The sequence below is a fragment of the Marinomonas sp. SBI8L genome, assembly GCF_001624705.1.
Taxonomy (GTDB): Bacteria; Pseudomonadota; Gammaproteobacteria; order Pseudomonadales; family Marinomonadaceae; genus Marinomonas.
The window spans coordinates 141,836-168,647 of record NZ_JSEO01000007.1 but is presented as its reverse complement, the minus strand read 5'-3'; the positions used below and the strand labels follow the sequence as shown (position 1 = coordinate 168,647).

Below are 26,812 nucleotides of genomic sequence, written 5' to 3'. Positions count from 1 at the left end.
TTTTCATACATTCAAGTCTGAGCACTAACCATAGGATTTATGACCTTTCTAGCATGAGCACTCTTATTTTTTGGAACAGAACCTTTACTCAACTTACAAAAGTCTTGATCAAGGTATTTGTAACAATCGAACAAAAACATCTTAAAACCTCGTAACCTTACCTAGGAAACTTGCGAATAAGTTCTCCCGCCTCAACGTGTGGATAAAAGCCGCTAGATTTATGGCGAGGTGCGCAACTTAATAGTTATTCTATTAATATGGTCCTCAACGTAAAGATAGAACTTTTAGGCCACGCCCTTCAGGTCTTTCAGAAAGAGTAACACCCTGTGTTGTCACTTCTCGAAAGTGTACCAACATCACGTCAAGGTAACGTCTTGTGTGATACTTTTCCCCAAATACCTTAAAAGAGCAGACTTAATCGCAGGTTCCCTAGTCCCTTAACATCTAAAAATAGAAAATAATTATTTTAAACGCAAAAAAAGGCCCGATAATCGGGCCCTTTTTTGATTTAACTTGGCTGAATTTTAACTCAAACCAAAACTAAAGCATTTTACTTCTGATTCGAAGTGTACCATTGACCAAGAAGGTCTCGCTCTTCATCTGTCATTTGCGTGATATTAGCAAGTGGCATTGTTTTTAATACAACAGAGCGCTGGAATATACGTTCTTGCAATGCATCAATTTGCTCTTGATTTTCTAGCAGAATCCCAAGAGGTGCAGCGGTAAACATTTCAGAACTTGGGTTAACCGCATGACAGCTAGCACAACGCTCTATAATAATGTCTTTCGCCTTAAGGTTTAACGCATGCTTATCATCCACTGATTGCTCTACTGCTGCATTTGCAGTAACTGGTGCAACATAGGCTGCTGGCTTAGTAATAAAGGCCAAACCAAGTAGCGCAACAACACCAACAGGTAAGATCCAAGCTGATTTCTCAGGTTTATGCTGGATATTGAAGTGATGACGAATAGCCATACTAATCACAACCAAGCCTAATAGGATTGCCCAATTATGCGCATCACTAAACGTAGATGGGTAGTGGTTAGAGATCATGATGAACAAGATCGGCAGTGTTAGGTAGTTATTATGACGCGAACGTAATAAAGCTTTCGCACCATATTTAGGATCTACTTCTTCACCTTTTTCTACCGCTGCAATCAAAGCGCGCTGAGAAGGCATAATGACATGAGCAACGTTACCCACCATCATGGTACCAATCATTGCACCAATATGGATAAATGCACCACGGCCGCTAAAGACTTGCGTCAAACCGTAAGCTGCCAAAGACATGAGCACAAAACCAACAGCAACTAATACTTGAGGGTTACTCGCCAAAAGATCACATAGGTAGTGATAGATTACCCAAGTTGCCACAATCACCAAGATACCAATTGCAACAGCCTGCCACGCTTCAAGTGCCATGACTTGTGGGTCAATCAGATACAAGTTGGCATTCATGTAGTACTGAACAAAGAGTAAAGCAATACCTGTCAACCAAGTAGTGTAGGCTTCCCATTTAAACCAATGTAAGGTTTCCGGCATTTTTTCCGGTGCAGATTTGTATTTTTCTAGACGGTAAATACCGCCACCATGAATGGCCCAAAGATAGCCAGAAATTCCTTCTTTTTGCTTGCCTGTTCTAACTAGGTTATTTTCCAACCAGTTAAAGTAAAAAGATGCGCCTATCCACGCAATACCAGCCGTGATATGAAACCAACGTACTAGTAAGTTTAACCATTCATTATAGTGGCCATCTAACATTTTAAACCCCTTCGAAACTCATTGCTGCAATTTGAATATCACTTCCTTCTGGGAAAAAGAATTCATCACAATTGTGCCCTTCTCCAATTCTGTCTACGACAAGAAAATCAGAAACCTCTTCGAGCGCCAATAGTGGATGATGCCAAGTACCAGTGAAGTAATTTACCCCTTGAGCCCCCGTCGCATAGAACAAACGCAACCTACTCAGATCTGGCTCCTCATCATTTAACGCCGGTGCAACAACCACAAGATAGGGTCTTTGTTGTAATGGCATAAATGCTTGAGAACCTTTTGGATGACGCTCTAGCATTTCAATTTGCATTGGAAATTGCCTAGCATCCCCGCGAAAGATACTGATACCACCTCTTGCTTCACCTATTGTTTCCACTTCAGCAAGGTCATGAAAGCGCTGGGTTGTGCCTCCATTGATTGCAAATTGGTTTGTGCACACTTCGGTATCAATTACTTGACCAAAATCTGCAAAGGCGTCTGCTGTTAGCGTTTCTATTTTCAGTTTCATCACGAATCCTGTTCTATTTAACGAGCCTAATATCTAGGCTCGTCATGTTTTTCTTAATTAGTTTTTAACTGGTTTACCCATTAGACGAATACGGCTCACACCACCATCAGGGAAGATATTCATACGAACGTGAGTAATAACACCAACACGGTTAAGCTCTTCAGCAAATACGTGTTCAGCATCAGCAGATAGAGACTGCTTAGGTAGCAACTCTTTCCAATAAATACTTTGAGCCGCTAATGTCGAATCAGGTAGTTCAGAAATATTTGCTACTTGTAAAGATAGACCGTCTGGGAAATTGCCTTTAAAGAAAGCGGTATCGATAGTGACAGACTCAACCTCACCTGGGTGGCCAAGTGCTAGAATAACCCAGTCGTTACCCGGCTCACGGCGACGGCGTGTTTCCCAACCATCACCCATGTTAATCCCTTTACCAGGCATGATGATGTTATGCATAGTACCAAAGTGTTCGTCGTTACAAGCAAGGGCACGACCGCCATTTTCAACAGCAACTAAGTCAATTTGCTTATCACCTGTTACTTCATCCCAGCGTACTTCTGGCTCACCATAAACACGAAGACGAGCAATACCACCATCTGGGTAAATATTAACGCGAACATGGTTGTAAACAGTGTCATCGTTAACATCAACAAATAGTTGGTTGTTACCGGAAAGTGCAATGTTTTCTGTGATTTCTGTCCATTGAGTATTTTCATCAGGTGCAGTTTCTGAGTAACAAGCTTCGATTAAAGTTGCTGGCGCAAAGTTACCCGTGAAAAAGCGTGTATCAATTTCAAGTGTCTTAATTTTACCTGAGATACCTAGCTTGATAATACCATAGTCAAAACCTTCAGAGCGCTTACGACGGCTTTCCCAACCATCCATCCACTTACCGTTATCATCATACTTGTCATCAATCCAAACTGGATCGTGATCCTGGATCATACGGCTAATTGGCGCAAAGAAATCATCCGTTGCATACAGTGCTTCAGCACCAAGACGGGTAGATGCTAGATTCACTCCGTACCAAACTTTATCAGTGTTAGACATGGTCTCTCCTAGAAAGGCTAATGAGGTTTAAATAAGGTCATCTCTTTGGTGAGAAGTAAAAAAAGTGAATTATTCTCAAAACACCAAAGATGAAATTTATGTTTCAATAATGCAACTATAATACATTTGTTTCACTATAACCAAATATTTTTTTTCATAACGCACTTTTTTCAGTGAAAAAGGTATACTCTCAAGAACTTCTTAGCACTAAGAGCGAATTACTAATACGAATAGTAATTATTCCAAGTATTTTGATGCGGAACTGACTATTACCCATGCAAGACCTATCAATAGAACAAAGAATTAAACAAATTTACGATCAGTTATCTCCAACGCAGCAAAAGCTGGCATCTTGCATATTGAATCATCAAGGTGACATAGCCACATATTCTGCCACTGAGTTAGCCAAATTAGCCGGTGTTTCTAAATCCGCAGTTACGCGACTACTACAAAGATTAGAGTACAAAGACTTTGGAGAGGTGAAGCGCCAAGTTCGTGCTGCACGTCGTTGGGGTACACCCATTGCAGAGAAGCAGCCTGAGCACCAATCTATTTCAAATGTGTTTAGTGACTATATTCAGTGTGACCAGAACAATATTCAAAAAACTCTGGAGTCTATTAAGACAAGTGATTTTGATGCTGCGGTAAAGTCCATTGGACAAGCTCAAAGAGTTTATGTGATCGGTTATCGCAACAATCATGCTTTAGCGTTGCATTTACGTCAGCAACTCACTCAGTGCCGTGACAATGTCACCCTGCTTCCACTGCCAGGACAAACACTCGGTGAAGAGGTTGCCAGTTTCACAGCTAAAGATACTGTCATTATCATGGGTATTCGCCGACGCCCTGCTTGGCTTAAAAATCTAATGATTACCCTAAGAAAGCGTGGCATTTTCTTGATTTATGTAACAGATCACGCCGATGTGAATCCAAAAGAAGTCAGCGACATTCACTTTTCATGTGTGGTTCGAGGTGTTTCTGCCTTCGACTCTTATGCCAGTGTTATGAACATCATTAGCGTTTTAGCAAATGGGGTTTATCAAGACAATTACAATGAGGCAAATGATAGAATTCAAGCAATTGAAGAGACATATCAGACCTTAAACGAATTAGATATGGCAGCGCTGAACAATGGTGCGCTTATCGATGAATTTGAAGCCTAGACTTTAAATTAAACATAATAAAAAATTGATATTAATTAACTAGTAGTAACGCATTTTTAACGGAAACATTAATGAACTCACTTACACTTGGACCGCTTTCTAGCGCCGATGGCGAGATCCAGATTCCTGGATCTAAAAGCCTTTCTAACCGTATTCTTCTATTGGCTGCATTAGCAAAAGGTGAAACCAAGATCACCAACCTGCTAGACAGTGATGATATTCGTCATATGCTTGATGCCCTTAAAAGCCTAGGCGTAAATTATCAATTAAGTGACGATGGCACGAGTTGTACAGTGCAAGGTGTTGCAGGCCCTCTTTCCAATGCCACATCAGAGCCTATTTCTGCTGACTTATTCTTAGGCAATGCTGGTACAGCAATGCGTCCATTAACATCTGCACTATGTTTAGGGAAAGGCGAGTATCTGTTGCACGGTGAGCCACGCATGCACGAACGCCCTATTGGTGATTTAGTGAGTGCACTTCGTCAACTAGGTGCCAACGTTGAGTATCTAGGCGAAGAGAATTATCCACCTCTGAAAATCCATGCAAATGGTATTCAAGGTGGCGAAGTCTCTATTAAAGGCAATATTTCCAGTCAATTCTTAACCGCCATTCTTATGAGTGCTCCCCTTGCACAAAACGACTTAACGATACACGTTGATGGCGAGCTTGTTTCTAAACCATATATTGATATTACCTTACATGTGATGAAGCAGTTTGGCGTCACAGTTGAAAATAAGGATTACCAGAGCTTTGTGGTAAAGGGTAATCAGACCTATGTAAGCCCTGGTGAGATCATGGTTGAAGGTGATGCTTCTTCGGCTTCATACTTCTTAGCCGCAGCAGCTATCGCGGGTGGTACAATCAAGGTTCATGGTATTGGCACAGATAGCGTCCAAGGCGATGTTAAATTCGCAGAAGTTCTTGCTGCTATGGGTGCAAACATTAGTTATGGTCCAACTTGGGTTCAGGCCAGCAAGGGCGAACTAAATGGTGTTGACCTTGATATGAACCATATTCCGGATGCGGCAATGACAATTGCTACCACAGCTCTTTTCGCCAAAGGCCCTACTCGTATTAGAAATATTTACAACTGGCGCGTAAAAGAAACGGATAGACTCAATGCCATGGCGACTGAGCTACGTAAACTTGGTGCTACAGTTGATGAAGGTGAAGATTATATCTATGTTGAACCATTAGCAGATGTACAGCATGCTGCAATCGATACCTATAATGATCATAGAATTGCTATGTGTTTCTCACTTGTGGCTTTCTCAAACAGTCAGGTGACAATTAATGATCCAGGCTGTACCTCCAAGACTTTCCCAACCTACTTTGAATTATTTGAGAAAGTAACAAACTAGTTTGACCACACATAAAAAAACCAGCTTAAGCTGGTTTTTTTATGTGTCCTAAATACTGTCATCTAGATTATTTGTCTGACTTAATCTCGTTAGATTCAATATCACCACTTTCAAATGAAAAGATTCCTTTTGTTCTATCCTTTGCGATTCGAGCCTTCATCTTTTGTGCAAATCTATGCTTTATCAATTCAAGCTCTTCAATTTGATCAAGGGTTAATAATTGATAAATTTCGACTTGCTGCTTGGCATATAAACGCATAACTTGAGTACTAATGTCTGCCTGAATACCTGCTGCATCAGACACTTTCTGCATATATTCAGCATCACTAGGACTTAGCTCTGCTAGCAGCTGAACTTCAACGGCTATCTTACCTTGTAAGATTTTTCTTTGATTTGAATATCGAGTCACTATATCTGATAGCGTACTTTGAGCTTCTTCAGATAAACTTAATTTACGCGTTAAAAAATAGACAACATGGTCATTTGGCATATCCATTGTTGTTCGCGCTACAACCGCTTTGGGGAAGATCACCTGAGGCATATCAGATGGTTTTCTATATCTTGGGTTATGAACGATATGTGGGGGAGGCTGAGATTGGCGAAGCTTTTTAAAGTCTTCTAGAATTTCACGCTTTAAGCTTTCTGATTTCCACTCCAAAAAAACATAAGGTGACACAAAAAGCGCCAACAAAATGAGCGCTATCAAAAAGCACCATGTTTTAGTTAGTGAGATCACCATTCAACAAACTCCTTTTCAGGCAAATAATAGCCATACTTTAATTATGACTATTAACCCGTCAAGATGTGTCAATCTGAAGTAATCTTGCGGTAAAATTATTTAAAATAAAGCATAAAAAGCCCTCTATTTAACAAATTTTGCATTGTAAAAGTGATCACTTATCATGAAACACATTTTTCACAAGAACTTGCTAATATAGAGGGCTCTAGATTAATTCAAAAAGTGCTTTTATAGAAGCCTAGTTGATCTCTTCTTGTAACAAATACACCTCACTTCCCAAATCTTTAAACTGAGCTGACATATCATCCATTCCTTTACGCACCTCATCTGCTTCGACATTATGCACTTCAATCTTAGAGCTTCGCTCAAGATCCGCAGCATAATCCCTTACTTCTTGGGTAATTTTCATGGAGCAGAATTTTGGTCCACACATAGAGCAGAAATGAGCAACTTTGCCTGATGCTTGTGGCAGAGTTTCATCATGGTAAGCTCTCGCTGTTTCAGGGTCTAATGCCAAGTTAAATTGATCCTGCCAACGAAATTCAAAACGCGCTTTAGATAATGCATTATCACGAATTTGCGCCCCGGGATGCCCTTTAGCAAGGTCTGCCGCATGAGCTGCAATTTTATAGGTAATTAAGCCCTGCTTTACATCCTCTTTATTTGGTAAGCCTAAATGCTCTTTAGGCGTTACATAACAGAGCATTGCGCAGCCATACCAGCCTATTTGAGCGGCTCCTATACCGGATGTAAAATGATCATAGCCAGGTGCAATATCTTGAGTTAGCGGCCCTAATGTATAAAAAGGTGCTTCATGACAATGCTCAAGTTGCTCTGTCATATTATGCTTAATCATTTGCATAGGCACGTGTCCTGGGCCCTCAATCATAACTTGGACATCATACTCCCAGGCCACCTTAGTTAATTCACCTAGGGTTTTAAGCTCAGACATTTGAGCTTCATCATTAGCATCCATGATAGAGCCAGGTCGCAAGCCGTCACCAAGAGATAGAGAAACATCATAAGCCTGACAGATTTCACAAATCTCACGAAAACGTTGGTACAAGAAACTTTCTTCATGATGTGCTAAACACCATTTCGCCATAATTGAACCGCCACGAGAAACTATTCCTGTCAGTCGTTTGGCTGTCATAGGAACATAACGTAATAGAACCCCTGCATGAATTGTAAAGTAATCTACACCTTGCTCCGCTTGCTCAATCAATGTGTCTCTGAAGACGTCCCAGTTTAGATCTTCGGCAATGCCTTTCACTTTTTCCAGTGCTTGATAAATCGGTACTGTACCAATTGGAATCGGTGAGTTTCTCAAAATCCACTCACGAGTTTCGTGAATATTTTTACCTGTGGAGAGATCCATCAGGGTATCGGCTCCCCAACGCGTTGACCAAACAAGCTTCTCAACTTCTTCTTCAATTGATGAGGTTAAGGCAGAGTTACCAATGTTAGCGTTGACCTTCACTAGGAAATTACGGCCAATAATCATGGGCTCTGATTCAGGGTGGTTAATATTTGCGGGTATGATAGCTCTACCTGCTGCAACTTCTTGACGCACAAACTCAGGAGTAATTTCAGTTTGGATATTAGCACCAAAACTATGTCCTGGATGCTGCTTCAACAAAAGCTCACTTTGTACTGCCTGCATATTTTGATTCTCACGAATCGCAATGAATTCCATTTCAGGCGTAATAATACCTTTGCGTGCGTAATGTAGTTGAGTTACCACCGCGCCCTGCTTAGCTTTTACTACTTTTGGTAAGTTTTCAAACCTAAGGTTATCTAACTTTTCATCACTGAGCCTTTGCTGAGCAAATTCTGAAGATACCCCCTCAAGCTCTTCAATATCATTACGTGCTGCTATCCATTTGCCTCGGGTGGACGCTATACCTTTATAAACATCAATGTGCCTGCTTGGATCAGAGTAAGGTCCTGAACATTCATAGACATAAACAGGTTCATTTTTCTCATAGGTAAAATTAGCAGGATCTTTGCCTATAGGCGTATCCGAAACATTAATTTTACGCATAGGTACTTGTATAGAAGGGTCACTTCCTTGAATGAAAACACGTTCTGAGGCTGGAAAAGGGTTCGCCTGCAAAGAGTCAATAAAGGCTTTAGCCTTTAACCTAGCTTCTTCGCGTTTACTCAGTGTTTCAGGTACAGCTGAGTTTGATTTAGTATTTTTTAACTCATTAGAAGACATAAGCAATCCTTTTAAATGAAAGAAGTGCTTGTCAGTCGTGCGTTTGCTTCTACAAAAATCATATTTCTGATTTTTGCTAACACCACTCTATTATGACAACTAGCCATAATTTAAGAATGGAAAAGCATTCGATGCAGATAAGAAAGAATGAAGATTTTCTTGTTCCCTACGCAGGTATTTAGCCCTGTTCAGGTTCTGCGGATCCCGTGCATAAACACGATCTCAGCCAAATGGCACTCCGACAAGTGGGAGCAACTATAAGGAGATTAAAGAAAAAGTAAAGCCTTGTTGAATCATTAGCTGATTGTTTCATCAGTAAGCAGGTCGCTACTAAAATAGTTTTTTTGTAATATTTCTTGTTTCAATTCAACCAGAGATAAAGGCTTATAAAGAAGAAAACCTTGGGCATATTCGCATTTTAAAACTTTAAAAAAATCATACTGAAAATGACTTTCGATCCCCTCAACGACGACAACAAGGTTTAACATTTCTGCCATTTTCACCGATGCTTTGAGAATGACATCCTGACTATTACCTGGGATTAAATTCTTAACAAACGACCTATCAATTTTAAGTCCATCAAAAGGATACTGAGTTAGTCTTTCAAGAGAGCTATATCCTGTTCCAAAGTCATCGATATAAATGCCAACACCATAACTACGAATACGTCTGAGCTGTCGCAGAACACTTTCTTCTTGGTCATAAATCGCTGTTTCAGTAATTTCTACTTTAATATTTTTAGGTGTTAACTGATTCACCTCCATCGACATAAGCAAGTTGTCACATACCTGATCAGAGAGCAGTTGCTTAGGCGAAATATTAATACTAACAAAAAGGTTAGGCTTTCCACTGGCACTAATTAAATCTTTTAAATCATGACATACATGGTGAATTAACCAGTTTGAAAAGGGATTTATTAAATTCACTTGCTCAGCAATAGCAATAAACTCGGCTGGTGAGACCTCTCCTAAGGTGTCATTTCGCCAGCGCATTAAAGCTTCCATCCCCTTAATTTCACCTGTTTCAAAACATACTATCGGCTGATAATTAATATAAATTTCATTATGCTTTAACGCGTTAAAAAGACTCTTTTCTAATAAACTTCGACGTCTTTCAAACTCATTCAGCCCTTGATTAAAGACAATAAAGTCGGCACGTCCATTGCGCTTTACTTCATACATGGCCATATCAGCTTGCTTTAACCCTTCACTGGCACTTTTTACACTTGCGTCCAACATACTGATGCCAATGCTGGCAGATATTTTAAAGTTGAACCCATTGCTAAACGCAAATGGCTTACGCATACCAGCTACTACTTTATCAGCCAACTCATGTAACTGAGGCAACCCCTCAACACTCTTTAAAAAGACAGCAAACTCATCACCACCTAATCGAGTTATCATTTCATCAATACTGAAACACGCCTTTAAACGACGAGAGAACTCAACTAATAACTCGTCTCCAACATGATGACCATATTGATCATTAACTGCTTTGAACTTATCTAGATCAATAAAGAAAATTGCACTTTGATCAGCCCCATGCTGATCAATAAAAGATGACATCTGAGCCACAAATGTTGCTCGATTTAACAAGCCAGTTAAGGAGTCCATTTGCGCTTGCTGTTTTAAAGCTTCTTCCGCTTTTTTCTTTTCGGTCACATTTGAAATGAAGCCTTCATAGTAGACTTCACCGTTTTCATGTTGAGTTAAATAAGCATTCTCAAGCAACCAAATAGGCCTACCCGCTTGGTCCTGACTTTGCCATTCGAAACCTATCACCCTTTGCTCTTTCTTAAGCAGATTAATAAAATGCAAATACTGCTTGGGGTTTAGATACAATTGTTGACCAATATTTTTTACCTTAATACAAAGTTCATCTTCATTGTCATAACCAAAAGCCATAGCATAGGCAGGATTTGCTTTAAGCAGGTTACCATTCAAATTTGCCCGATAAATACCGTCCACTGACAACATAAATAAATTCGAATATTCAGTACGGACCTCTTTTAAACTTTGCCCTCTATCTTTTAAAAGACTTTCAATCTTGTATTCATAACGTCTTGACCTGTATATATAAAATACAATCAAACTTGCCATTAACACTAACATGGAAAGTAAGAGCTTAATTAAAGATCTAGGTTCATTTTGAATTGGACTGAAAGAAGGAAAAACACTTAACTTAAATTTATAATTTAACCATGAAAAAAGATAAGTTTCAGAAACTGGACCTTTACTAAACCCCTGACATGATAGGGCTTTAGCACTATACACAAGGCTCAAAGTTTCAGAATAAGTTAATAATGACAAATTTAAGCAGGGCGGGTTATTAGTGATATCAACATCAGATTTAGGGGGCAATAGCTCAGCTATATTCATACTCACAAATAATAACCCAGCATCTTTTATCCTAATACTTGAACCAAGCATGCCAGCATATTTTTCAGATTGGCTTATATATAACAAGTTGGAAATATTCGTATTTTCGTCTGCAAACTGGCGCATTTCGTATTGATTTAAGAGTGAGTCTAAACCTGTTGAATCACGAGCATCAAACCAAACATAATTAACCAGACTCTCACCACCTTTAACATGGCTCAATACACCTTCAACTTCACTTTGAGAATAAGTATTTAATCGGTTAAGTTGATCTCTCAGGCTTTCAACTTCATGAATGTGAGATAAAATCTGACGATCAAATAAAGAAGATTGAGCTTTAATTGATTCATGATAAGAGACAGGATAGGACCAGCCGTTAACGGATAATGAAGTATACGTAAGCCAAGCGCAAATCATTACAATGAGCGCTATGGCAATTATCATAGGGGCAGGCGATTTCAGCCATTTTGACAAAAAATGCATAAGTTTTTTTTAATAGTCTAGCGATAATAGGCAAGTTGCTCTTATCTTGACAATGTCTAAAGCGAATAAATCCTTAATAACACCCCTATATTCATTATTTCAAATAACTATATTGGCAGAATCCAATATCAATAATAGCTATATCAAAAGTAATTTATGACTTCATCTCTAAGGCTATTTGATACAGAAAATTTTTCTTTAGACCTGTAATCTTAGCTGCAAGTTGTGACGCCTGTTTAACAGGTAATTCAGTCAATAATATCTCAAGAATTCGCTTGGCCTCTTGATCATTGTCATCCTCATCTTCTTGAGGTCTATAATCAACCATTACTACAAACTCTCCCCGCATTTGATTTGAGTCTTCTTCAAAGCATTGCAAGATATAAGAAGGCTTACCTTTAAGAAAAGTCTCGAAAGTTTTAGTCAGCTCACGGGCTAGAACCAGCTCAACATCATCATCAAACACTGACATGAGATCTGTAATAGAATCATTAATCCTATGAGTTGACTCATAAAATATCGTTGTACCTGTTTGCTGCTTCCATGTTTGCATTACGTCTTTACGAGACTTACTTTTAGCGGGTAAAAAGCCTTGGAAGAAAAACTTATCTGTTGGTAAACCAGATGCACATAAAGCCGTTATGATGGCTGAAGGTCCTGGCACAGGTGATACTTTGTAGCCTAAATCTCTTAGATGGCTAACAACGTGATACCCAGGGTCTGAAATCAAAGGAGTACCAGCATCAGAAACCAAAGCAATATCTTCACCTTCGTCCAGTAACTTAGCGATATATTGGGCGCGGTCTTTTTCATTATGATCATGGAGTGAAAATAAACGGGCTTCTATATTAAAGAAATTTAGTAGTTTCTTTGTATGGCGAGTATCTTCAGCAGCAATATAACTTGCCTTTTCTAAGGTTTCTTTTGCCCTTTTACTAAGGTCATCTAAATTTCCAATTGGTGTCGCGACAATATACAGGGTGCCACTAACATCCGTAGAACTATGTGGTAACATACGACCTCTTTCTCTTTGATTTTTAAGCATATGAGTCTTTTTAACGGGCGTATAATAGCATTATCTTTGTGTTCTGCACTCTTGGTTGCATGTGGTTCTGAAAAAACAACGCAAAGTGTTCAAGTTCAAGTAGTACAAGAACCTGTTATTGCTGAAACCATAGTTGCAGAACCAGTAGAAGAAATACCTACAGATGAATTTGAAAAGCTAATTTGGCAAGCAGAAAGAAGCCTAGAGCCAAGCATCTCCTCTGTTTATTATTTTAATGCTGCAACTTTAAAATATAACGCAGGTCAGTTAGCAACTTCGCTTTCTATCCTAGATAACCAAGTCATACCTTTTACCGGCCCAAAACAGTTTGATGCCTACCTTTTAACCGCTCAAATCTATACTGAGTTAAAGCAACCTTTATATGCCTTAAGCGCATTATTTAAAGCTAAAAGGCTAGATAATGCGGATCTAAATACTAGCCAATATAAACTCGGTTTAAAAAGAGCGGCTGCACTCGAAGTACTTCAGAACTGGCCTTCTGTCGTCAAAGAGAGAATTAAGCTTGATTCGCTTTTACCTCTTGATCGACTAGCGGACAATCAATCACAATTATGGCAAGCAATTCAAAACTTAACAGACCCTGAAGTTAGCTTTTTACAAAAAAATCCTGACCCTGTTTTAAAAGGTTGGCTCAGCATCTCATCAATTCTCAGGTCAAAATCAGCAACAATCAGTATGCAGCTTAACGCCTTTAAACAATGGCAAGCAAGACACCCTCTACACCCAGCTGCAGGCACACCTCCCGAAGACTTTGTAGTAATTGAAGAACTCGATCAAACTAAGCTTAATAAGATTGCAATTATTTTACCTATGACGGGCAGATTAAGCCTTGCATCAAGAGCGATAATTGATGGTTTTTTAGCCGCTTATTATCAGATTAAAGATGCAAATAAAGCCCAGCTCATCTTTATTAATAGCGACGACTATCAGGATATAGGTGCAGCATTAAACGAAGCTTATGCTCAAGATGTAGATGTGGTTGTTGGCCCTCTCTCTAAAAGCTCCGTGGCTCAACTGAGTCGTTTTAACTTAGAAAAACCAGTTATCGCGTTAAATCAATTAGAAACGTCTGCAAAGCACCCAAATCTACACTATTTTTCTTTAACCAGTGCCGACGATATTTTAGAACTAATTTCTTTCGCCAAACAAGAAGGTGCCACTAACGCTGGTATTTTATCACTAACCGACCCTTGGGCTCTTCGCCAAGCAGATGAATTCAAACAAATTGGCGAGCAAGAAAATATTAATATTGTCAGCAATATTGAGTTCAATAACAAACCAAAGGAAAGAGAAACTGCGATTAAAGAGCTGCTGCTTATAAATGAGAGCCAGCAAAGAAAAAAGTTAATTGAGCGCACCCTCAATCAGAAAGTAAGCAGCATTGATAGACCAAGACAAGATTTAGATTATCTATACTTTGTTGGACACTTGACTGACGCCAAACAAATTAGACCCTCACTTGATTATTACTATGCGAATGACAATAACATTCCCATTCTGGCAAGCCATTCCATCAACAATCAAACACCAGATAAAAATACAAAAAAAGAAGATATTGAACGCATACTTTTTACAGAAGTACCCGCGCTAACAAGAGCAAATAGTCTATTGGCCCCTGTATCTTCAAAGGTTTCTAAAAATATTTTAAAGCGATTACAAGCCATGGGAGCAGACGCTTACTTGTTAGCGAATCGTTATTGGGTTTTTCACAAACTCCCACAAGCTAGAATTTCCGCTAATACAGGACTTATTACTCTAGATGAATTAGGTGTTTTTAGAAAAAGGCCTGAGCTCGTTATGTTCAAATCAGGAAGATTGATCAATGCGAAAAATAAGGACATTTTTACAATCACTCGCCCTAAAGAAGAAGGCTACCAATAAAGGGGAGCTAGCAGAACTAGCTGCCCGGCGGTTTTTACAGAAACAAAAGCTCACCATCTTAGAACAGAACTTCTTTTGTAAGTTGGGTGAGATAGATCTAATTTGCCTTGAAAATGGTGTAATTGTTTTTGTTGAAGTAAGATACCGGAAAGATAACAGCCACGGGAATGCTGCCCAAAGCATTCATCATGGAAAACAAAGAAAAGTGATTAAAAGTGCCCAATATTGGCTTTTAATCAACCATAAACACGATGTAGACATACGCTTTGATGCCATACTCTTTGATCAAAGCATAGATGAGAAACATCTTACTTGGCTTAAAAGCGCATTTTAACTATATGGATTTTCAAGAAGCAATATACACCCAATTCGCCCAAAGCTTTGAAGCACAGCAAAGTGCTTTTGAGTCCTTACCACCTTATATTGAGCATGCAGCAAAAGTTATGTTTGCAAGTATTGCAGAAGGTAATAAGGTAATTTGTTGTGGCAATGGTACGGGCTCACATTTAGCCCATTACTTTAACACCTTAATGTTAGATAAAATGGAAAGAGAGAGACCTGGACTTCCCTCAATTACATTAAGTGGTGAAGGTGCATCCTTGTTATCTATATCGCACAACGACAGTTACCATGATGTGTTTTCAAAACAATTAACTGCAATTGGAAACCCTGGTGATGTTCTATTTATAGTAGCCAATAAAGGCAACACCTCTCCCATCATTCAAGCTATTCAAGCCGCGCATCAGAGAAAGATGTCTATTGTCGCCTTAACTAGCCCAGAGGCAAAAAACATTTCAGCTCTAACCTCTACAGATGATACAGAAATTAAAATAAACCTATTGGGGACTGCTAGAGTGCATGAGTGCCAAGTCCTTGTCATACATACACTAATAGATTTAATTGAACGCCAACTTTTTGGCTATGAAGATTAAAAAAGGCGCTTAAAGCGCCTTTTTTATTAACTCGATAAACAATAACCTAGATTCAGGGCAAAGCTACTTCACAACCCGTAAAGTAAAACCTTTTTTATCCGCTTTTGGCTCAGGCTCTTTGGTTGGTGTCGGATATGTAGGCTCATCTGGAAACTCTTCATCTGGAAAGAATAATCCATCGCCATTCTCTTTACCGTACACAGCTAAGGTTGCCTTAATAGGCACATATACCTGCATTGGTTTACCGCTAAAGCGAGCTTCGAAAGACACGGCCTCTTGATCCATAATAAGGTGCCTTACCGCTGTCATACTAATATTCAAAACAATCTGACCGTCTTGAATAAATTCCGTTGGCACAACAACATCTGGCAATTCGGCATTTACCAAAAGATACGGTGTCATATCATTATCAACAACCCACTCATAGGCTGCCTTCAGCAAATAGGATCTTTTTGGGACCATCACCCTTCTCTCTTTCTAGTTTCTCTACTAAACAAATAAAGGGGCATAAGGCCCCTTTATTCAACAACTAACTTAACGTTAGTCTAAACGCATTTCTTGTTCAGCCTCTGAAAGGCTTTCTTTAAATGATTCACGATCAAAAATAAGATCCATGTATTCAAATAAAGGCTGCGCCTGCTCTTTCGTTATTTCAACACCCAAAATAGGAAGTCTCCATAAAATCGGAGCCAAGCAACAATCAACAATCGTGAACTCATCACTCATGAAATAAGGCTTTTCTTGAAAGATTGGCGCTACATTAATTAGGCTTTCTCTCAGCTCTTTTTGAGCTTTTTCAATTGCAGCTTGATCTTTACTTGTCAAAATAAAATCAGCTAATGCTGCCCAGTCTCTTTGAATACGATACATATACAAACGACTTTCAGCACGTGCAACAGGGTATACAGGAAGCAGAGGAGGATGAGGGAAACGTTCATCCAAATATTCCATCATGACATTCGGCTCATACAAGACAAGGTCACGGTCTACTAGTGCAGGTAATTCATTGTATGGGTTCACATCCGCCAATTCACTCGGCTTATTGAATGGATCCACATCAATGATATCAACCGTTACGGCTTTTTCTGCTAAAACAATTCTGACTCTGTGACTGTAATGGTCTTCACCATCAGAGAAAAAAGTCATTGAAGAGCGTTTTGCAACAACACCCATGGATAAACCCCTATTCCAAAAACAAAGAAAACCCCTAAGCGGGGCTACATAAACACATTCAAACAATAGCCGCATTTGCGGCTATTGTTTGCAGTATTTTAATGGTCAATTTCGCGCCAGTACTCTTTATTCAAGAGGAATGCGAAAACACCAAACAATACGATAAATAGTAATACTTTCAAACCTAAAGCTTCAGACTGAAGACGGATAGGGTCTGCCATGTAAACCAAGAAGTTAGTTACATCGTAAACCACTTGTTCAAACTCTTCTTCAGAAAGAGAACCTTTAGTTTTCTGAGCTACAATACCACATTTTTCAACTGTAAGAGCTTCGCCCGTTAAAGTATCAAATAATGGGTTGTGATCTTCATCATACGCAGGTGCTTGCGCACAAGTTACATGACGAACACCTTGTAGGCCTTCTAAAACATTCGGCATACCGACATTTGGGAATACAGTGTTGTTTACACCCCAAGGACGAGTCTCATCTTCATAGAAAGCTTTTAGATAACTGTAAACCCAGTCACTACCACGAACACGAGCCTGAAGCGTTAAATCTGGTGGCGGAGCACCAAACCAAGCTTTAGCATCTTTAGAGTCCATAGAGTTAGCCATCAAATCACCAATTTTATTACCCGCTGGCAATAAGTTTTCAGTGAAAAGATCTGCAGGAATACCAAGGTCAGTTGCTGCACGCTCAAAACGAGCATAACCAGCATCATGACAACCTAAACAATAGTTTGCGAAAGTATTTAAACCACGCTGTAGAGACGCTTTATCATGAAGATCAGGCGTCATGTCTTCTAGCTCTACAGAACTACCTGCAGCTAAACCCAGTGCTGGTAGCAATGCCAGAGTAATAGTAGCAATAATTTTTTTCATAATTACACCCTCTCTGGCACAGGCTTAGTGCTTTCCCAACGTGTATACCAAGGCATTAGAATGAAATACGCAAAGTATATTACAGAAGCGATTTGAGCTGCTGTTGTTCTACCATCAGTTGAAGGAAGAACACCTAACACACCCAATACAACAAAACTGATACAGAAAATAAAGAGTGCAAGTTTACTCATCCAACCCTTGTAAAGCATTGATTTAACTGGACTTCTATCCAACCAAGGCAATACAAACAAAATCGCGATAGCACCACCCATAGCCACAACACCCCAGAACTTAGCATCTAAGCCAAATAGCGGGAAGGTAACAGCACGCAAGATTGCATAGAAAGGCGTAAAGTACCACACTGGTGCGATATGCTCAGGTGTTTTAAGCGGGTTAGCTGCTTCAAAGTTTGGTTTCTCAAGGAAGTATCCTCCCATTTCAGGGAAGAAGAAAACCACTGAACAGAAAACAAATAAGAAGACTGCAATACCTACCAAGTCATGAGTTGTATAGAAAGGATGGAATGGAATACCGTCTAATGGCACACCGTTTTCATCTTTATACTTCTTGATATCAACACCTTTAGGGTTGTTAGAACCCACATGGTGCAATGCCAACAAGTGCAATACTACAAGTGCAACGATAACGAGAGGCAGAGCAATAACATGCAAAGAGAAGAAACGGTTCAGTGTAATACCTGAAATCAAGTAGTCACCACGGATCCATTCTGCTAAATCTGGTCCAATTAAAGGAATCGCACTAAACAAAGAGATAATTACCTGCGCACCCCAGTAAGACATTTGTCCCCAAGGCAGTAAGTAACCCATGAAAGCTTCAGCCATCAAAGCAAGATAAATAGCCATACCAAACAACCAAACTAATTCACGTGGTTTTTGATAAGAACCATATAACAAGCCTCTAAACATATGCATATAAACAACAACAAAAAATGCCGAAGCACCTGTTGAATGCAAATAGCGAATTAGCCAGCCATACTCAACATCTCGCATGATGTATTCAACCGAAGCAAAAGCTGCTTCCGCTGAAGGGGTATAACTCATTGTCAACCACACACCAGTTAGTATTTGGTTAACAAGTACAACAAGAGAAAGAACACCAAAGATATAAAACACATTGAAGTTTTTCGGAGCATAATATTTGCTCATGTGTTTTTCAAAGGCTTCAGTTACAGGAAGACGAGCGTCAATCCAACCCATCAAGCCTTTCGATTCTTTAAAATCGGCCATTACGCGTTACCTCCGTCATCACCAATTAAGATCACATTATCAGAAAGGTATTGATAAGGCGGCACTAATAAGTTGATTGGCGCAGGAACACTCTTGTATACACGTCCAGCTAAGTCAAAGCGAGAACCATGACAAGGACAGAAATAACCACCAACCCATTCAGGACCTAAGTCCTCTGGAGCTAATTCTGGACGGTATGTTGGAGAACAGCCAAGGTGTGTACAAATACCTAGTAGCACTACAATTTCAGGTTTAATAGAGCGGTACGCATTTTGTGCATACTCAGGTTGCTGATCTTTTTCAGAAGATGGATCACTAAGTTGATCAGAAATTTTTGTTAGATTATCAAGTGTCTCTTTAGATCGTTTCACGACCCAAACAGGCTGCCCACGCCACTCGACTATCATTTGTTGACCAGTTTCTAACTTACTGACATCAACTTTAACTGGCGCACCAGCAGCTTTCGCTTTTGCGCTCGGCTTCCAAGAAGCAACAAAGGGGGTAGCGATACCGACCGCACCAACCGCGCCAATAGCACTTGTTGTTCCGACCAGGAATCGACGTCGACCTTTATTAACGTCGCTTTGACTCATTATGGTTCTCTCCCACCAAATTACAAATCCCAAATTAGAGTATGACGAACCCCAATATGAATGCAGTGCAAATAGTAAAAAAAACAAAGGGTTCTGGCAAGAAAAGTCTCATCACCAGAAGAGCGACATTGACATATCGCATAAAAAAAACGCCTGGATAACCAGGCGTTTGGAAGTATCCCAAGATTAACGCTTGGAGAACTGAGGACGACGACGCGCTTTGCGTAGACCAACCTTTTTACGTTCTACTTCACGAGAGTCACGAGTAACGTAACCAGCAGTACGTAGAGAACGACGTAGTGTCTCATCATACTGTAACAATGCACGTGTAATACCGTGACGAATAGCACCAGCTTGACCAGAGATACCACCACCTTTAACAGTGATGTAAACGTCAAATTTTTCTGTTGCTTCAACAAGCTCTAGTGGTTGACGAACAACCATTTGCGCAGTTTCACGGCCGAAATATTGCTCTAGAGAACGGTCGTTGATAACTAGGTTACCAGTACCGGCCTTAAGGAATACACGAGCGGTAGATGATTTGCGACGACCTGTACCGTAGTATTGAGTAGCTGACATAATGATCTTCCGTATTAAATATTAAGTTCTAGCGGCTGTTGAGCTGCATGTGGATGTTGAGTACCAGCATACACTTTCATTTTCTTGTGCATAGCGCGGCCCAAAGGACCTTTTGGCAACATACCCTTAACTGCGAGTTCAAGAACGCGCTCTGGAGCATGATCGATCAGCGTTTCAAAGTTCATCGAACGCAAGCCACCTGGATAACCAGTGTGACGGTAGTATTGTTTAGCTTTAGCCTTGTTACCTGTAACATGAACTTTATCAGCATTGATAACAACGATGTAATCACCAGTGTCAACATGAGGAGTATATTCAGCTTTATGCTTACCGCGTAAACGACGAGCAATCTCGGTAGCCAAACGGCCTAAAGTTTTGCCTTCAGCATCAACTACGAACCAGTCGCGTCTTACTTCAGCAGGTTTTGCAGTAAAAGTTTTCATCAAAAACCCTTTCATTTAGCATGTATTGACATGCTCAATACCTATTATTATTGGTTATGTCTTCGTATCGAAAACATAACGTGCATATACCTTTTAAAAAAGGCGAGCGGATTATACACATTCCACCCTACTTTATAAAGAGCACATCCTAGATAAACATTAAGATATTATCGCTATCACTTACCTTTATGGCCTATGTTCTAGCGACAAGTACTCTTCAGATTGCATTTCAAGTAAACGACTGACGGTTCTGTCATACTCAAAAGCCAATTGTGTTCCTTTATATATTTCAGGAATTTCTACTTCTGCGGACACAATAAGTTTTACATGCCTGTCATAAAACTCATCCACTAAATTAATAAATCGCCTAGCCATATCATCACGAGTCGTATCAAACTGAGGAACATTAGACACGATAACCGTAGTATAAAGTTTTGCGATTTCAATATAATCAACCTGACTTCTCGGCCCATCACATAATGCGTATACGTCAAACCAAGCGATATCTTCACAACTATTCTGTAAATGTATCTTTCGGTTTTCAATTTCTACCACACCACCTTCTTTTGCTTGCGCTAAATCAGGCGCTAAACGAGCAAAACAAGCCGCTAAAGCAGCCTCTGACTCTTGTCCAAGTGGCGTATAGTAAAGACTTGCCTGTTTGAGCGCACGTAAACGATAGTCAACACCACCATCAATATTCATGACACGGGTGTGTTTATTAACCAGATCGATAGCAGGTAAAAAGCGAGCTCGCTGCAAACCATTTTCATACAAGCCATCAGGCTCAATATTTGATGTCGCCACCAGGCTGGTGCCATTTTCAAACAATACTTTTAGAAGCCCTGCCAAAATCATTGCATCGGTAATATCTTTCACAAAAAATTCATCGAAGCATAAGACCTCAGCTTTAGCCGATATTTGCTTTCCAACGACCTCCAATGGATTTTTAACATCTTTAACTTCACGCAACTCTTTATGGACCATTTGCATAAAACGGTGAAAGTGCAAACGAAGCTTTCTCTCAGTTGGCAAACAATCATAAAACGTATCCATTAAATACGTTTTACCTCGACCGACTCCCCCCCAAAAATATAAACCCTTCTCCACTTCAGGCTTATTGCTTTTCTTAAAAAAGCTTAGGAATCCACCTGTTGCTTCAGGCTTTTTATTTACAATTCGATCAAACAGATCTTGTAAGGCCTCAACAGCCTCTTCTTGTGCAGGATCGTAGGCAAAATCAGAACGAGTTAAATCTTTGCGGTAACGTGATAAAGGGGTCATAGGGCTCTTAAACTTTGAAAGATAAACAAACCAATTAAATTGAAGCTAATTCTAGCAAAATTCTCACCAAAGCTCATCTCAATAAGGCTTCTTTCGAGACAAGATTCAGCTATACTTAACTTGTTATATTTTTGGAGTAAGTCATGAACTTAGAAGTAATTGATGCGGTAATTTTTATCGCTGGCGCAGCTGTAGGCCTATTTTTGGGCATGAGCTTGAAAAAAGAAAATAAATCGGCGACAAACAACACTACAATTTTATCTCCCGATGCTGTGAAACACGAACTTGATAAACAACAGGTTGCTATAGATAGCTTCTTTGAAGAAACTGAGAATGCTCTTGAGCAAGCAGAGACAACTATTGCTAAACTAAGAAATCAAATTGCAAATGGCGCCCTTGAACTAAGCAACGTCAACATACAAAACAACTCCGACATAAATACAACAGCAAAAATTGAAGACACCCCTAAGATAGAAGCAGAACCGCCTAGAGACTACGCCTTAAAAACAGATGTACAGTCTCCTGGAACCCTATCTGAAGACTTCGGCTTTAATAAAGAGCAAGAAAAAAGCAACACACCTTAATTATTAAAAGCTAAAGCACTAGATAATATAGATAGCCCTAGGCAGGGTTATCTATATCTACAAAGCATGCCTCAATTCCAAGCTCATCTTGTATATAGCGAGCCATAGCTTTTGCACCATAACGCTCTGTTGCATGATGACCAGCCGCAATAAAGTTAATACCGTATTCACGCGCTAAGTGTATCGTTTGCTCAGATACCTCACCAGTCAAATATAAGTCAGCTCCTCTTTCAACCGCCTGCTCTATATACCCCTGCGCGCCACCTGAACATAAGGCAACCGTTTTGATTTCAGATTTTCCTGCAAACTCCAACAAGACCTTACGACCCAATTCTTTTTCAACGATCGATTTCACCTCATTAACCCCAACCGCCAACTTAAACTCAGCAACAACACCTATTGATTCCTCTAAAGGCAAATAGGCTTGCAATGGCTGAGGTTTTTCTAATCCAAATTTTTTCACCAATTGAGCGTTATTACCTAACTCTGGATGCGCATCTAACGGCAAGTGATAAGCAAATAGATTAATATCATTTTTAATCAAACTAGAAATGCGCTTATATTTTATCCCTGTCATCACCTGTGACTCACCTTTCCAAAAATAGCCATGATGAACCAAGATAGTATCAGCTTGTAACTTAACCGCCTCATTAATAAGCGCTTGAGAGGCCGTCACTCCTGTGACTACTTTTGAAATTTTTTCCGATCCTTCAACCTGCAAACCGTTTGGGGCATAGTCTTTAAACTTGTTTGGCTTTAGAATAGCGGTTAGCGCTTTTTCAAATTCGTGACGATTCACCATCACCTCCATAGGCAGTATTAATAAAAATTATGATAAGTAAAAAACTTAATCTCAATACAATTTTAGCCAGCTTAGTAGGCCTATGTCTTGGTTTATCTTATCTACTTTACTTCCAAATCAAAGAATCTCACTCAGAAGTGCACACTCAAAGTTATGCAAACTCAGTCAATCAAGCCGCCCCAGCGGTTGTAAATATCTACACACAAAAGAAAGTTACGAGCAGCAAAGCAAGCAACTCTTTATCTCAAAAAACATCAAACAAATCAGTTGGCCTAGGGTCTGGAGTAATCACATCAGATAATGGTTACATACTTACCAACCATCATGTTATCAAAGGTGCAGACGGCATTATTGTTGCACTGAGAGACGGTCGTCAAACAAGGGCTAAACTTATAGGCACAGATCCTGCGACTGACTTAGCTCTATTGAAAATAAACCTTCTTGAGTTACCTAGTATCAAAATGCCAGAACAAAATATGACTTCGGTTGGTGATTTAGTTTTCGCCATAGGCAACCCATTTGGGATAGGTCAAACGGTTACAATGGGTATCATAAGTGCTATGGGAAGAAACCAGCTAGGGCTTAATGCTTATGAAAACTTCATTCAAACTGATGCGGCAATAAACCCTGGAAATTCAGGTGGCGCACTTATCAACAGCCAAGGCGAAATCATTGGAATCAGCACAGCAATTTATTCAAACAGCGGCGGCTCACAAGGTATAGGCTTTGCAATCCCAATCGCTGACGCTGTTGACATTATGGAAGACCTCATCCTGTTTGGTAAAGTAGAGCGCGGCTATTTGGGTATAGAAGCGAGACAAATAACACCTGCTACGGTAAAAATCCTAAACCTAAATATTAAAGAAGGCTTGCTGGTTTCAGATGTCAACAATAAGAGTCCTGCTCAGCACGCCGGCATTTTAAGTGGAGACATTTTATTGAGTATAGATGGCATAGCGACAACTAATGCCAATAACACTCGAAATCAAATTGCAAAATACAAACCTGGAAAAGTCGTTTCTATTGTTGGTGTAAGAGGTACTCAATCCTATCAAACAAGCATTAAACTTGGTGAGCAACCTATGATGGGAGCAGAGAAACCATAAATAAAAAATGCCGCTGAATAGCGGCACTTTTAAAACTAAATTTGAGTTTATTTTTCTAGACGAACTTTTAACTGAGACAAACTCTTTTCGAAGTTTGCTCCAGCAATATCATTAGCAAATAAAGCAAGATAAGGGCTCAACAACCCCGATTCTAGCTCGCCATTAATAGACCAGGAAACTCGGGTTACATTACCAGACTCTAACGCCTCAAGACTAAGTTCATTCGCAACGACCCTTTGCCCCTCTTTGGGAATAACATCAAATTTATATTTAGCTGATCTAAGCTCGCCAATTCTAATTGAGCCTTTATCACCAGACTCATAGTTAATAGCCAAGATTAAATCCTGCGTAAGCGCAACATCAAGCAACTCAACTTGTCCTTTCTGCACATAAAGCCATCCAGACAAATTGGACGCTTTCGCTAAAAAGTCTGCAACCTCAATTTGTGTCGCATCAATATTGATAGAGCGCTCAATATGATATTTCTTTGGCAAGAAGTAGCCTACAACCAAAAGAAATATCACAACCAAAGCAAAAATTCGCGTCACCACTCTTAATTGATAGAGTGCTTTTCGCTGATGATCAGGTGCTTCACGTTTTAACAAAACCTAATCCTTGATTTGTCTATACTCTGCTGACATTGCATGCGCCTGTAGAGACTCACCTCTAGCCAAAGGACCAGCAATTTTAGCCAATTCACTAGCACCCTGAACAGAGCAATTAATCAAGGAACTACGTTTTTGAAAATCATAAACACCCAAAGGAGATGAGAATCTAGCAGTACCTGATGTTGGCAAAACATGGTTAGGCCCTGCACAATAATCACCTAGAGCCTCAGCCGTGTGTCTCCCCATAAAAATAGCGCCAGCATGACGAATTTTAGGCGCCCACAATTCAGGCTGATCAACAGATAACTCTAAGTGTTCGGCTGCCACATGATTAGCAATTTCAATCGCCTCATCCATACTTGCAACATGAACTAAAGCTCCACGCCCTTCCAATGAAGCTAGAATAATATCTTTACGACTTTGACCTTCAAGCAACTTATTCATCGACTCTAGAACTTTGTCTAGATAAGCTGCGTCTGGGGAGATCAAAATAGATTGAGCATCTTCATCATGCTCCGCTTGTGAGAACAGATCCATCGCAATCCAATCAGGGTCGGTCTTACCATCACAAACAACAAGAATTTCAGATGGCCCTGCAATCATATCGATCCCAACCGCACCAAAAACCATTCGCTTAGCTGTCGCCACAAAGATATTACCCGGGCCCACAATTTTATCTACTTTAGGAATAGTTTCTGTACCATAAGCAAGCGCAGCAACAGCTTGAGCACCACCAACAGTAAAAATACGATCAACACCCGCAATGCTAGCAGCAGCAAGCACAATATCGTTAACCACACCATCAGGCGTTGGAACGACCATAATAATTTCTTTCACACCAGCAACTTTTGCAGGCATAACATTCATCAAAACAGAAGATGGATAAGCCGCTTTACCGCCAGGCACATAAACACCAACTCTATCAAGAGGCATCACCTGCTGACCCAAAACTGTGCCATCAGCCTCTTCATACTGCCAAGAGTCTTGCTTTTGATGAAGGTGATATGACTTCACTCTCTCAGCTGCCGACTTTAACGCTTGCAAAATACTTGCATCAACACGAGCTATTGCCGCTTGAATATCAGCAACAGGCACTTCTAATTGTTCTGCTGCTTTAAACTCGCAGCGATCAAACTTATTTGTGTACTCAAGCAAGGCATCATTTCCTCGCTTGCGTACATCAAAGACAATATTCGCAACCGTTTGCTGGACATCTAAGTCTGAAACTGAGTCCCACGCCAGAAGAGCATCCAACTCATTTTTAAAACCCTCTTCCTGAGTAGAAAGTCTTTTTATATTAATGCTCATTAGCTTTTTCTTTCACCTTCAACTGCAGATTGCAGCATTTCCATAATAGGCTGAATCTGATCATACTTAGTTTTATAAGCCGCTTTGTTGACTACCAAACGAGTACTGATATCAGCAATAAGATCACGCGCCTCAAGCCCATTCGCTTTAAGGGTGTTTCCTGTATCAACAATATCCACAATTAAATCAGCTAATCCCATAATTGGCGCCAATTCCATTGCACCATAAAGCTTAATCACATCCGCTTGTATGCCCTGCTGTGCAAAATACTCTTTTGCTGTTGTCGTAAACTTAGATGCCACTTTCAAGCGACCTGTTGTTTCAGGCACACCTACAACGCCAGCTGTCATTAAACGACATTTTGCAATTTCCAAATCAAGCAACTCATAGATATTACTTGTATCTGACTCCATCAATACATCTTTACCCGCTACACCAAAGTCAGCAACACCATGCCCTACGTATGTCGGCACATCTGTTGCCCTTAGAATAACAAGCTTAATATTTTCATGGTTGGTATCAAAAATCAGTTTACGACTTTTCGAAATATCTTCTGCGGGAATAATGTTGGCTTTTTCCAATAAAGGTAAAGTCTCTTTAAGAATTCGACCTTTTGATAAAGCTATTGTTAACGTCTTACTCATT

General features: G+C 39.9%; 26 protein-coding genes and 1 riboswitch. Of the genes, 7 read left to right on the top strand and 19 right to left on the bottom strand.

The features are described 5' to 3' along the window. Positions 1 to 550 precede the first annotated feature (550 nt). Genes OA91_RS12425 through alc form a run of 3 tightly spaced genes read right to left on the bottom strand, consistent with a single transcriptional unit; the run spans position 551 to position 3,332 of the window. Entirely contained in the window at positions 551 to 1,762 is a 1,212-nt protein-coding gene (locus OA91_RS12425) for a urate hydroxylase PuuD (RefSeq protein ID WP_063338695.1), read from the bottom strand. Position 1,763: 1 nt separating this feature from the next. Continuing rightward, entirely contained in the window at positions 1,764 to 2,282 is a 519-nt protein-coding gene (locus OA91_RS12420) for an ureidoglycolate lyase (protein WP_046016859.1), read from the bottom strand. Positions 2,283 to 2,339: 57 nt separating this feature from the next. Then, a complete protein-coding gene (alc, locus tag OA91_RS12415) occupies positions 2,340 to 3,332 on the bottom strand; it encodes an allantoicase (protein ID WP_046016858.1) in 993 nt (330 codons plus the stop codon). Between the two features lie 275 nt (positions 3,333 to 3,607). Between alc and OA91_RS12410 the strand changes: the two genes are divergently transcribed. Together OA91_RS12410 and aroA are read left to right on the top strand one after the other, a co-directional pair. Further along, on the top strand, positions 3,608 to 4,495 hold the full coding sequence (locus OA91_RS12410) for a MurR/RpiR family transcriptional regulator (RefSeq protein WP_063338694.1): 888 nt from the start codon (positions 3,608 to 3,610) through the stop codon (positions 4,493 to 4,495). A gap of 71 nt (positions 4,496 to 4,566) precedes the next feature. Continuing rightward, the gene (gene aroA / locus OA91_RS12405) at positions 4,567 to 5,859 is read left to right on the top strand and encodes a 3-phosphoshikimate 1-carboxyvinyltransferase (RefSeq protein ID WP_063338693.1); all 1,293 of its coding nucleotides are present in this window, start codon (positions 4,567 to 4,569) and stop codon (positions 5,857 to 5,859) included. 67 nt (positions 5,860 to 5,926) lie between these two features. On the opposite strand, the gene OA91_RS12400 is transcribed toward aroA, so the two are convergent. The 4 genes from OA91_RS12400 to rsmI form a co-directional block, all read right to left on the bottom strand. Beyond that, positions 5,927 to 6,598 (bottom strand): hypothetical protein, encoded by a 672-nt coding sequence (locus OA91_RS12400; protein ID WP_063338692.1) that lies wholly within the window; start codon positions 6,596 to 6,598, stop codon positions 5,927 to 5,929. Positions 6,599 to 6,836: 238 nt separating this feature from the next. After that, positions 6,837 to 8,819, bottom strand: a complete 1,983-nt coding sequence (thiC, locus tag OA91_RS12395; protein ID WP_063338691.1) for a phosphomethylpyrimidine synthase ThiC — start codon at positions 8,817 to 8,819, stop codon at positions 6,837 to 6,839. A 146-nt stretch (positions 8,820 to 8,965) separates the two neighbouring features. Continuing rightward, positions 8,966 to 9,070, bottom strand: a riboswitch (TPP riboswitch). A 45-nt stretch (positions 9,071 to 9,115) separates the two neighbouring features. Continuing rightward, positions 9,116 to 11,614 (bottom strand): sensor domain-containing protein, encoded by a 2,499-nt coding sequence (locus OA91_RS12390; RefSeq protein WP_197480489.1) that lies wholly within the window; start codon positions 11,612 to 11,614, stop codon positions 9,116 to 9,118. 220 nt (positions 11,615 to 11,834) lie between these two features. Beyond that, the gene (gene rsmI, locus OA91_RS12385; RefSeq protein ID WP_046016874.1) at positions 11,835 to 12,695 is read right to left on the bottom strand and encodes a 16S rRNA (cytidine(1402)-2'-O)-methyltransferase; all 861 of its coding nucleotides are present in this window, start codon (positions 12,693 to 12,695) and stop codon (positions 11,835 to 11,837) included. Between the two features lie 30 nt (positions 12,696 to 12,725). On the opposite strand from rsmI, the gene OA91_RS12380 reads away from it, so the two are divergent. From OA91_RS12380 to OA91_RS12370, 3 genes are read left to right on the top strand one after another with little or no spacing between them, the layout of a single operon-like run. Further along, entirely contained in the window at positions 12,726 to 14,627 is a 1,902-nt protein-coding gene (locus OA91_RS12380; RefSeq protein ID WP_063338689.1) for a penicillin-binding protein activator, read from the top strand. After that, complete coding sequence (locus OA91_RS12375) at positions 14,569 to 14,961, top strand: YraN family protein (RefSeq protein WP_046016852.1); 393 nt, start codon at positions 14,569 to 14,571, stop codon at positions 14,959 to 14,961. The genes OA91_RS12380 and OA91_RS12375 overlap by 59 nt, the downstream gene beginning before the upstream one ends. Positions 14,962 to 14,965: 4 nt before the next feature. Next, positions 14,966 to 15,559: an SIS domain-containing protein gene (locus OA91_RS12370; RefSeq protein WP_046016873.1), complete on the top strand. Its 594-nt coding sequence runs from the start codon at positions 14,966 to 14,968 to the stop codon at positions 15,557 to 15,559. Positions 15,560 to 15,622: 63 nt separating this feature from the next. Here OA91_RS12370 and OA91_RS12365 read toward each other — a convergent pair whose 3' ends face one another. From OA91_RS12365 to zapE, 8 genes are all read right to left on the bottom strand, one after another. Continuing rightward, positions 15,623 to 16,021: a ClpXP protease specificity-enhancing factor gene (locus tag OA91_RS12365; protein WP_063338688.1), complete on the bottom strand. Its 399-nt coding sequence runs from the start codon at positions 16,019 to 16,021 to the stop codon at positions 15,623 to 15,625. A 78-nt stretch (positions 16,022 to 16,099) separates the two neighbouring features. After that, the gene (locus OA91_RS12360) at positions 16,100 to 16,732 is read right to left on the bottom strand and encodes a glutathione S-transferase N-terminal domain-containing protein (protein WP_046016850.1); all 633 of its coding nucleotides are present in this window, start codon (positions 16,730 to 16,732) and stop codon (positions 16,100 to 16,102) included. A 98-nt stretch (positions 16,733 to 16,830) separates the two neighbouring features. Continuing rightward, positions 16,831 to 17,613, bottom strand: coding sequence for a cytochrome c1 (locus OA91_RS12355; RefSeq protein WP_063338687.1), 783 nt, complete (start codon positions 17,611 to 17,613; stop codon positions 16,831 to 16,833). 2 nt (positions 17,614 to 17,615) lie between these two features. Continuing rightward, on the bottom strand, positions 17,616 to 18,860 hold the full coding sequence (locus tag OA91_RS12350; RefSeq protein ID WP_046016848.1) for a cytochrome b: 1,245 nt from the start codon (positions 18,858 to 18,860) through the stop codon (positions 17,616 to 17,618). After that, the gene (gene petA / locus OA91_RS12345) at positions 18,860 to 19,453 is read right to left on the bottom strand and encodes a ubiquinol-cytochrome c reductase iron-sulfur subunit (protein WP_046016847.1); all 594 of its coding nucleotides are present in this window, start codon (positions 19,451 to 19,453) and stop codon (positions 18,860 to 18,862) included. The genes OA91_RS12350 and petA overlap by 1 nt, the downstream gene beginning before the upstream one ends. 186 nt (positions 19,454 to 19,639) lie before the next feature. Next, entirely contained in the window at positions 19,640 to 20,032 is a 393-nt protein-coding gene (gene rpsI / locus OA91_RS12335; protein WP_046016845.1) for a 30S ribosomal protein S9, read from the bottom strand. Positions 20,033 to 20,046: 14 nt separating this feature from the next. Next, positions 20,047 to 20,475, bottom strand: coding sequence for a 50S ribosomal protein L13 (gene rplM / locus OA91_RS12330; protein WP_046016844.1), 429 nt, complete (start codon positions 20,473 to 20,475; stop codon positions 20,047 to 20,049). 186 nt (positions 20,476 to 20,661) lie between these two features. Then, the gene (gene zapE, locus OA91_RS12325; protein WP_063338686.1) at positions 20,662 to 21,759 is read right to left on the bottom strand and encodes a cell division protein ZapE; all 1,098 of its coding nucleotides are present in this window, start codon (positions 21,757 to 21,759) and stop codon (positions 20,662 to 20,664) included. 143 nt (positions 21,760 to 21,902) lie between these two features. On the opposite strand from zapE, the gene OA91_RS12320 reads away from it, so the two are divergent. Further along, positions 21,903 to 22,343 (top strand): ZapG family protein, encoded by a 441-nt coding sequence (locus OA91_RS12320; protein WP_063338685.1) that lies wholly within the window; start codon positions 21,903 to 21,905, stop codon positions 22,341 to 22,343. A gap of 37 nt (positions 22,344 to 22,380) precedes the next feature. Here the strand turns inward: OA91_RS12320 and OA91_RS12315 are convergent, their stop codons facing one another. Then, positions 22,381 to 23,145: a Nif3-like dinuclear metal center hexameric protein gene (locus OA91_RS12315; protein WP_063338684.1), complete on the bottom strand. Its 765-nt coding sequence runs from the start codon at positions 23,143 to 23,145 to the stop codon at positions 22,381 to 22,383. 29 nt (positions 23,146 to 23,174) lie between these two features. Between OA91_RS12315 and OA91_RS12310 the strand changes: the two genes are divergently transcribed. After that, complete coding sequence (locus tag OA91_RS12310; RefSeq protein WP_063338683.1) at positions 23,175 to 24,251, top strand: S1C family serine protease; 1,077 nt, start codon at positions 23,175 to 23,177, stop codon at positions 24,249 to 24,251. Between the two features lie 47 nt (positions 24,252 to 24,298). Here OA91_RS12310 and OA91_RS12305 read toward each other — a convergent pair whose 3' ends face one another. The 3 genes from OA91_RS12305 to hisG are packed head-to-tail and all read right to left on the bottom strand — an operon-like array spanning position 24,299 to position 26,811. Continuing rightward, positions 24,299 to 24,856 carry a hypothetical protein gene (locus tag OA91_RS12305; protein WP_046016839.1) on the bottom strand — a complete coding sequence of 186 codons (558 nt, stop codon included), beginning with the start codon at positions 24,854 to 24,856 and terminating at the stop codon, positions 24,299 to 24,301. A 3-nt stretch (positions 24,857 to 24,859) separates the two neighbouring features. Continuing rightward, complete coding sequence (gene hisD, locus OA91_RS12300) at positions 24,860 to 26,167, bottom strand: histidinol dehydrogenase (RefSeq protein WP_063338682.1); 1,308 nt, start codon at positions 26,165 to 26,167, stop codon at positions 24,860 to 24,862. Then, on the bottom strand, positions 26,167 to 26,811 hold the full coding sequence (gene hisG, locus OA91_RS12295; protein ID WP_046016837.1) for an ATP phosphoribosyltransferase: 645 nt from the start codon (positions 26,809 to 26,811) through the stop codon (positions 26,167 to 26,169). Before hisG ends, hisD begins: the two co-directional genes overlap by 1 nt. Position 26,812: the final 1 nt, after the last annotated feature.

Coding starts and splice junctions, on each gene's coding strand:
- OA91_RS12360 (WP_046016850.1), bottom strand. CDS start 16,732: ATGGGTGTTGTTGCAAAACGCTCTTCAATGACTTTTTTCTCTGATGGT.
- hisD (WP_063338682.1), bottom strand. CDS start 26,167: ATGAGCATTAATATAAAAAGACTTTCTACTCAGGAAGAGGGTTTTAAA.
- rplM (WP_046016844.1), bottom strand. CDS start 20,475: ATGAAAACTTTTACTGCAAAACCTGCTGAAGTAAGACGCGACTGGTTC.
- OA91_RS12315 (WP_063338684.1), bottom strand. CDS start 23,145: ATGGTGAATCGTCACGAATTTGAAAAAGCGCTAACCGCTATTCTAAAG.
- OA91_RS12320 (WP_063338685.1), top strand. CDS start 21,903: ATGAACTTAGAAGTAATTGATGCGGTAATTTTTATCGCTGGCGCAGCT.
- hisG (WP_046016837.1), bottom strand. CDS start 26,811: ATGAGTAAGACGTTAACAATAGCTTTATCAAAAGGTCGAATTCTTAAA.
- OA91_RS12425 (WP_063338695.1), bottom strand. CDS start 1,762: ATGTTAGATGGCCACTATAATGAATGGTTAAACTTACTAGTACGTTGG.
- petA (WP_046016847.1), bottom strand. CDS start 19,453: ATGAGTCAAAGCGACGTTAATAAAGGTCGACGTCGATTCCTGGTCGGA.
- OA91_RS12310 (WP_063338683.1), top strand. CDS start 23,175: ATGATAAGTAAAAAACTTAATCTCAATACAATTTTAGCCAGCTTAGTA.
- thiC (WP_063338691.1), bottom strand. CDS start 8,819: ATGTCTTCTAATGAGTTAAAAAATACTAAATCAAACTCAGCTGTACCT.
- OA91_RS12380 (WP_063338689.1), top strand. CDS start 12,726: ATGAGTCTTTTTAACGGGCGTATAATAGCATTATCTTTGTGTTCTGCA.
- OA91_RS12365 (WP_063338688.1), bottom strand. CDS start 16,021: ATGGTCCCAAAAAGATCCTATTTGCTGAAGGCAGCCTATGAGTGGGTT.
- rpsI (WP_046016845.1), bottom strand. CDS start 20,032: ATGTCAGCTACTCAATACTACGGTACAGGTCGTCGCAAATCATCTACC.
- OA91_RS12350 (WP_046016848.1), bottom strand. CDS start 18,860: ATGGCCGATTTTAAAGAATCGAAAGGCTTGATGGGTTGGATTGACGCT.
- rsmI (WP_046016874.1), bottom strand. CDS start 12,695: ATGTTACCACATAGTTCTACGGATGTTAGTGGCACCCTGTATATTGTC.
- OA91_RS12390 (WP_197480489.1), bottom strand. CDS start 11,614: ATGATTTGCGCTTGGCTTACGTATACTTCATTATCCGTTAACGGCTGG.
- OA91_RS12400 (WP_063338692.1), bottom strand. CDS start 6,598: ATGGTGATCTCACTAACTAAAACATGGTGCTTTTTGATAGCGCTCATT.
- OA91_RS12370 (WP_046016873.1), top strand. CDS start 14,966: ATGGATTTTCAAGAAGCAATATACACCCAATTCGCCCAAAGCTTTGAA.
- OA91_RS12410 (WP_063338694.1), top strand. CDS start 3,608: ATGCAAGACCTATCAATAGAACAAAGAATTAAACAAATTTACGATCAG.
- aroA (WP_063338693.1), top strand. CDS start 4,567: ATGAACTCACTTACACTTGGACCGCTTTCTAGCGCCGATGGCGAGATC.
- zapE (WP_063338686.1), bottom strand. CDS start 21,759: ATGACCCCTTTATCACGTTACCGCAAAGATTTAACTCGTTCTGATTTT.
- OA91_RS12355 (WP_063338687.1), bottom strand. CDS start 17,613: ATGAAAAAAATTATTGCTACTATTACTCTGGCATTGCTACCAGCACTG.
- OA91_RS12375 (WP_046016852.1), top strand. CDS start 14,569: ATGCGAAAAATAAGGACATTTTTACAATCACTCGCCCTAAAGAAGAAG.
- alc (WP_046016858.1), bottom strand. CDS start 3,332: ATGTCTAACACTGATAAAGTTTGGTACGGAGTGAATCTAGCATCTACC.
- OA91_RS12420 (WP_046016859.1), bottom strand. CDS start 2,282: ATGAAACTGAAAATAGAAACGCTAACAGCAGACGCCTTTGCAGATTTT.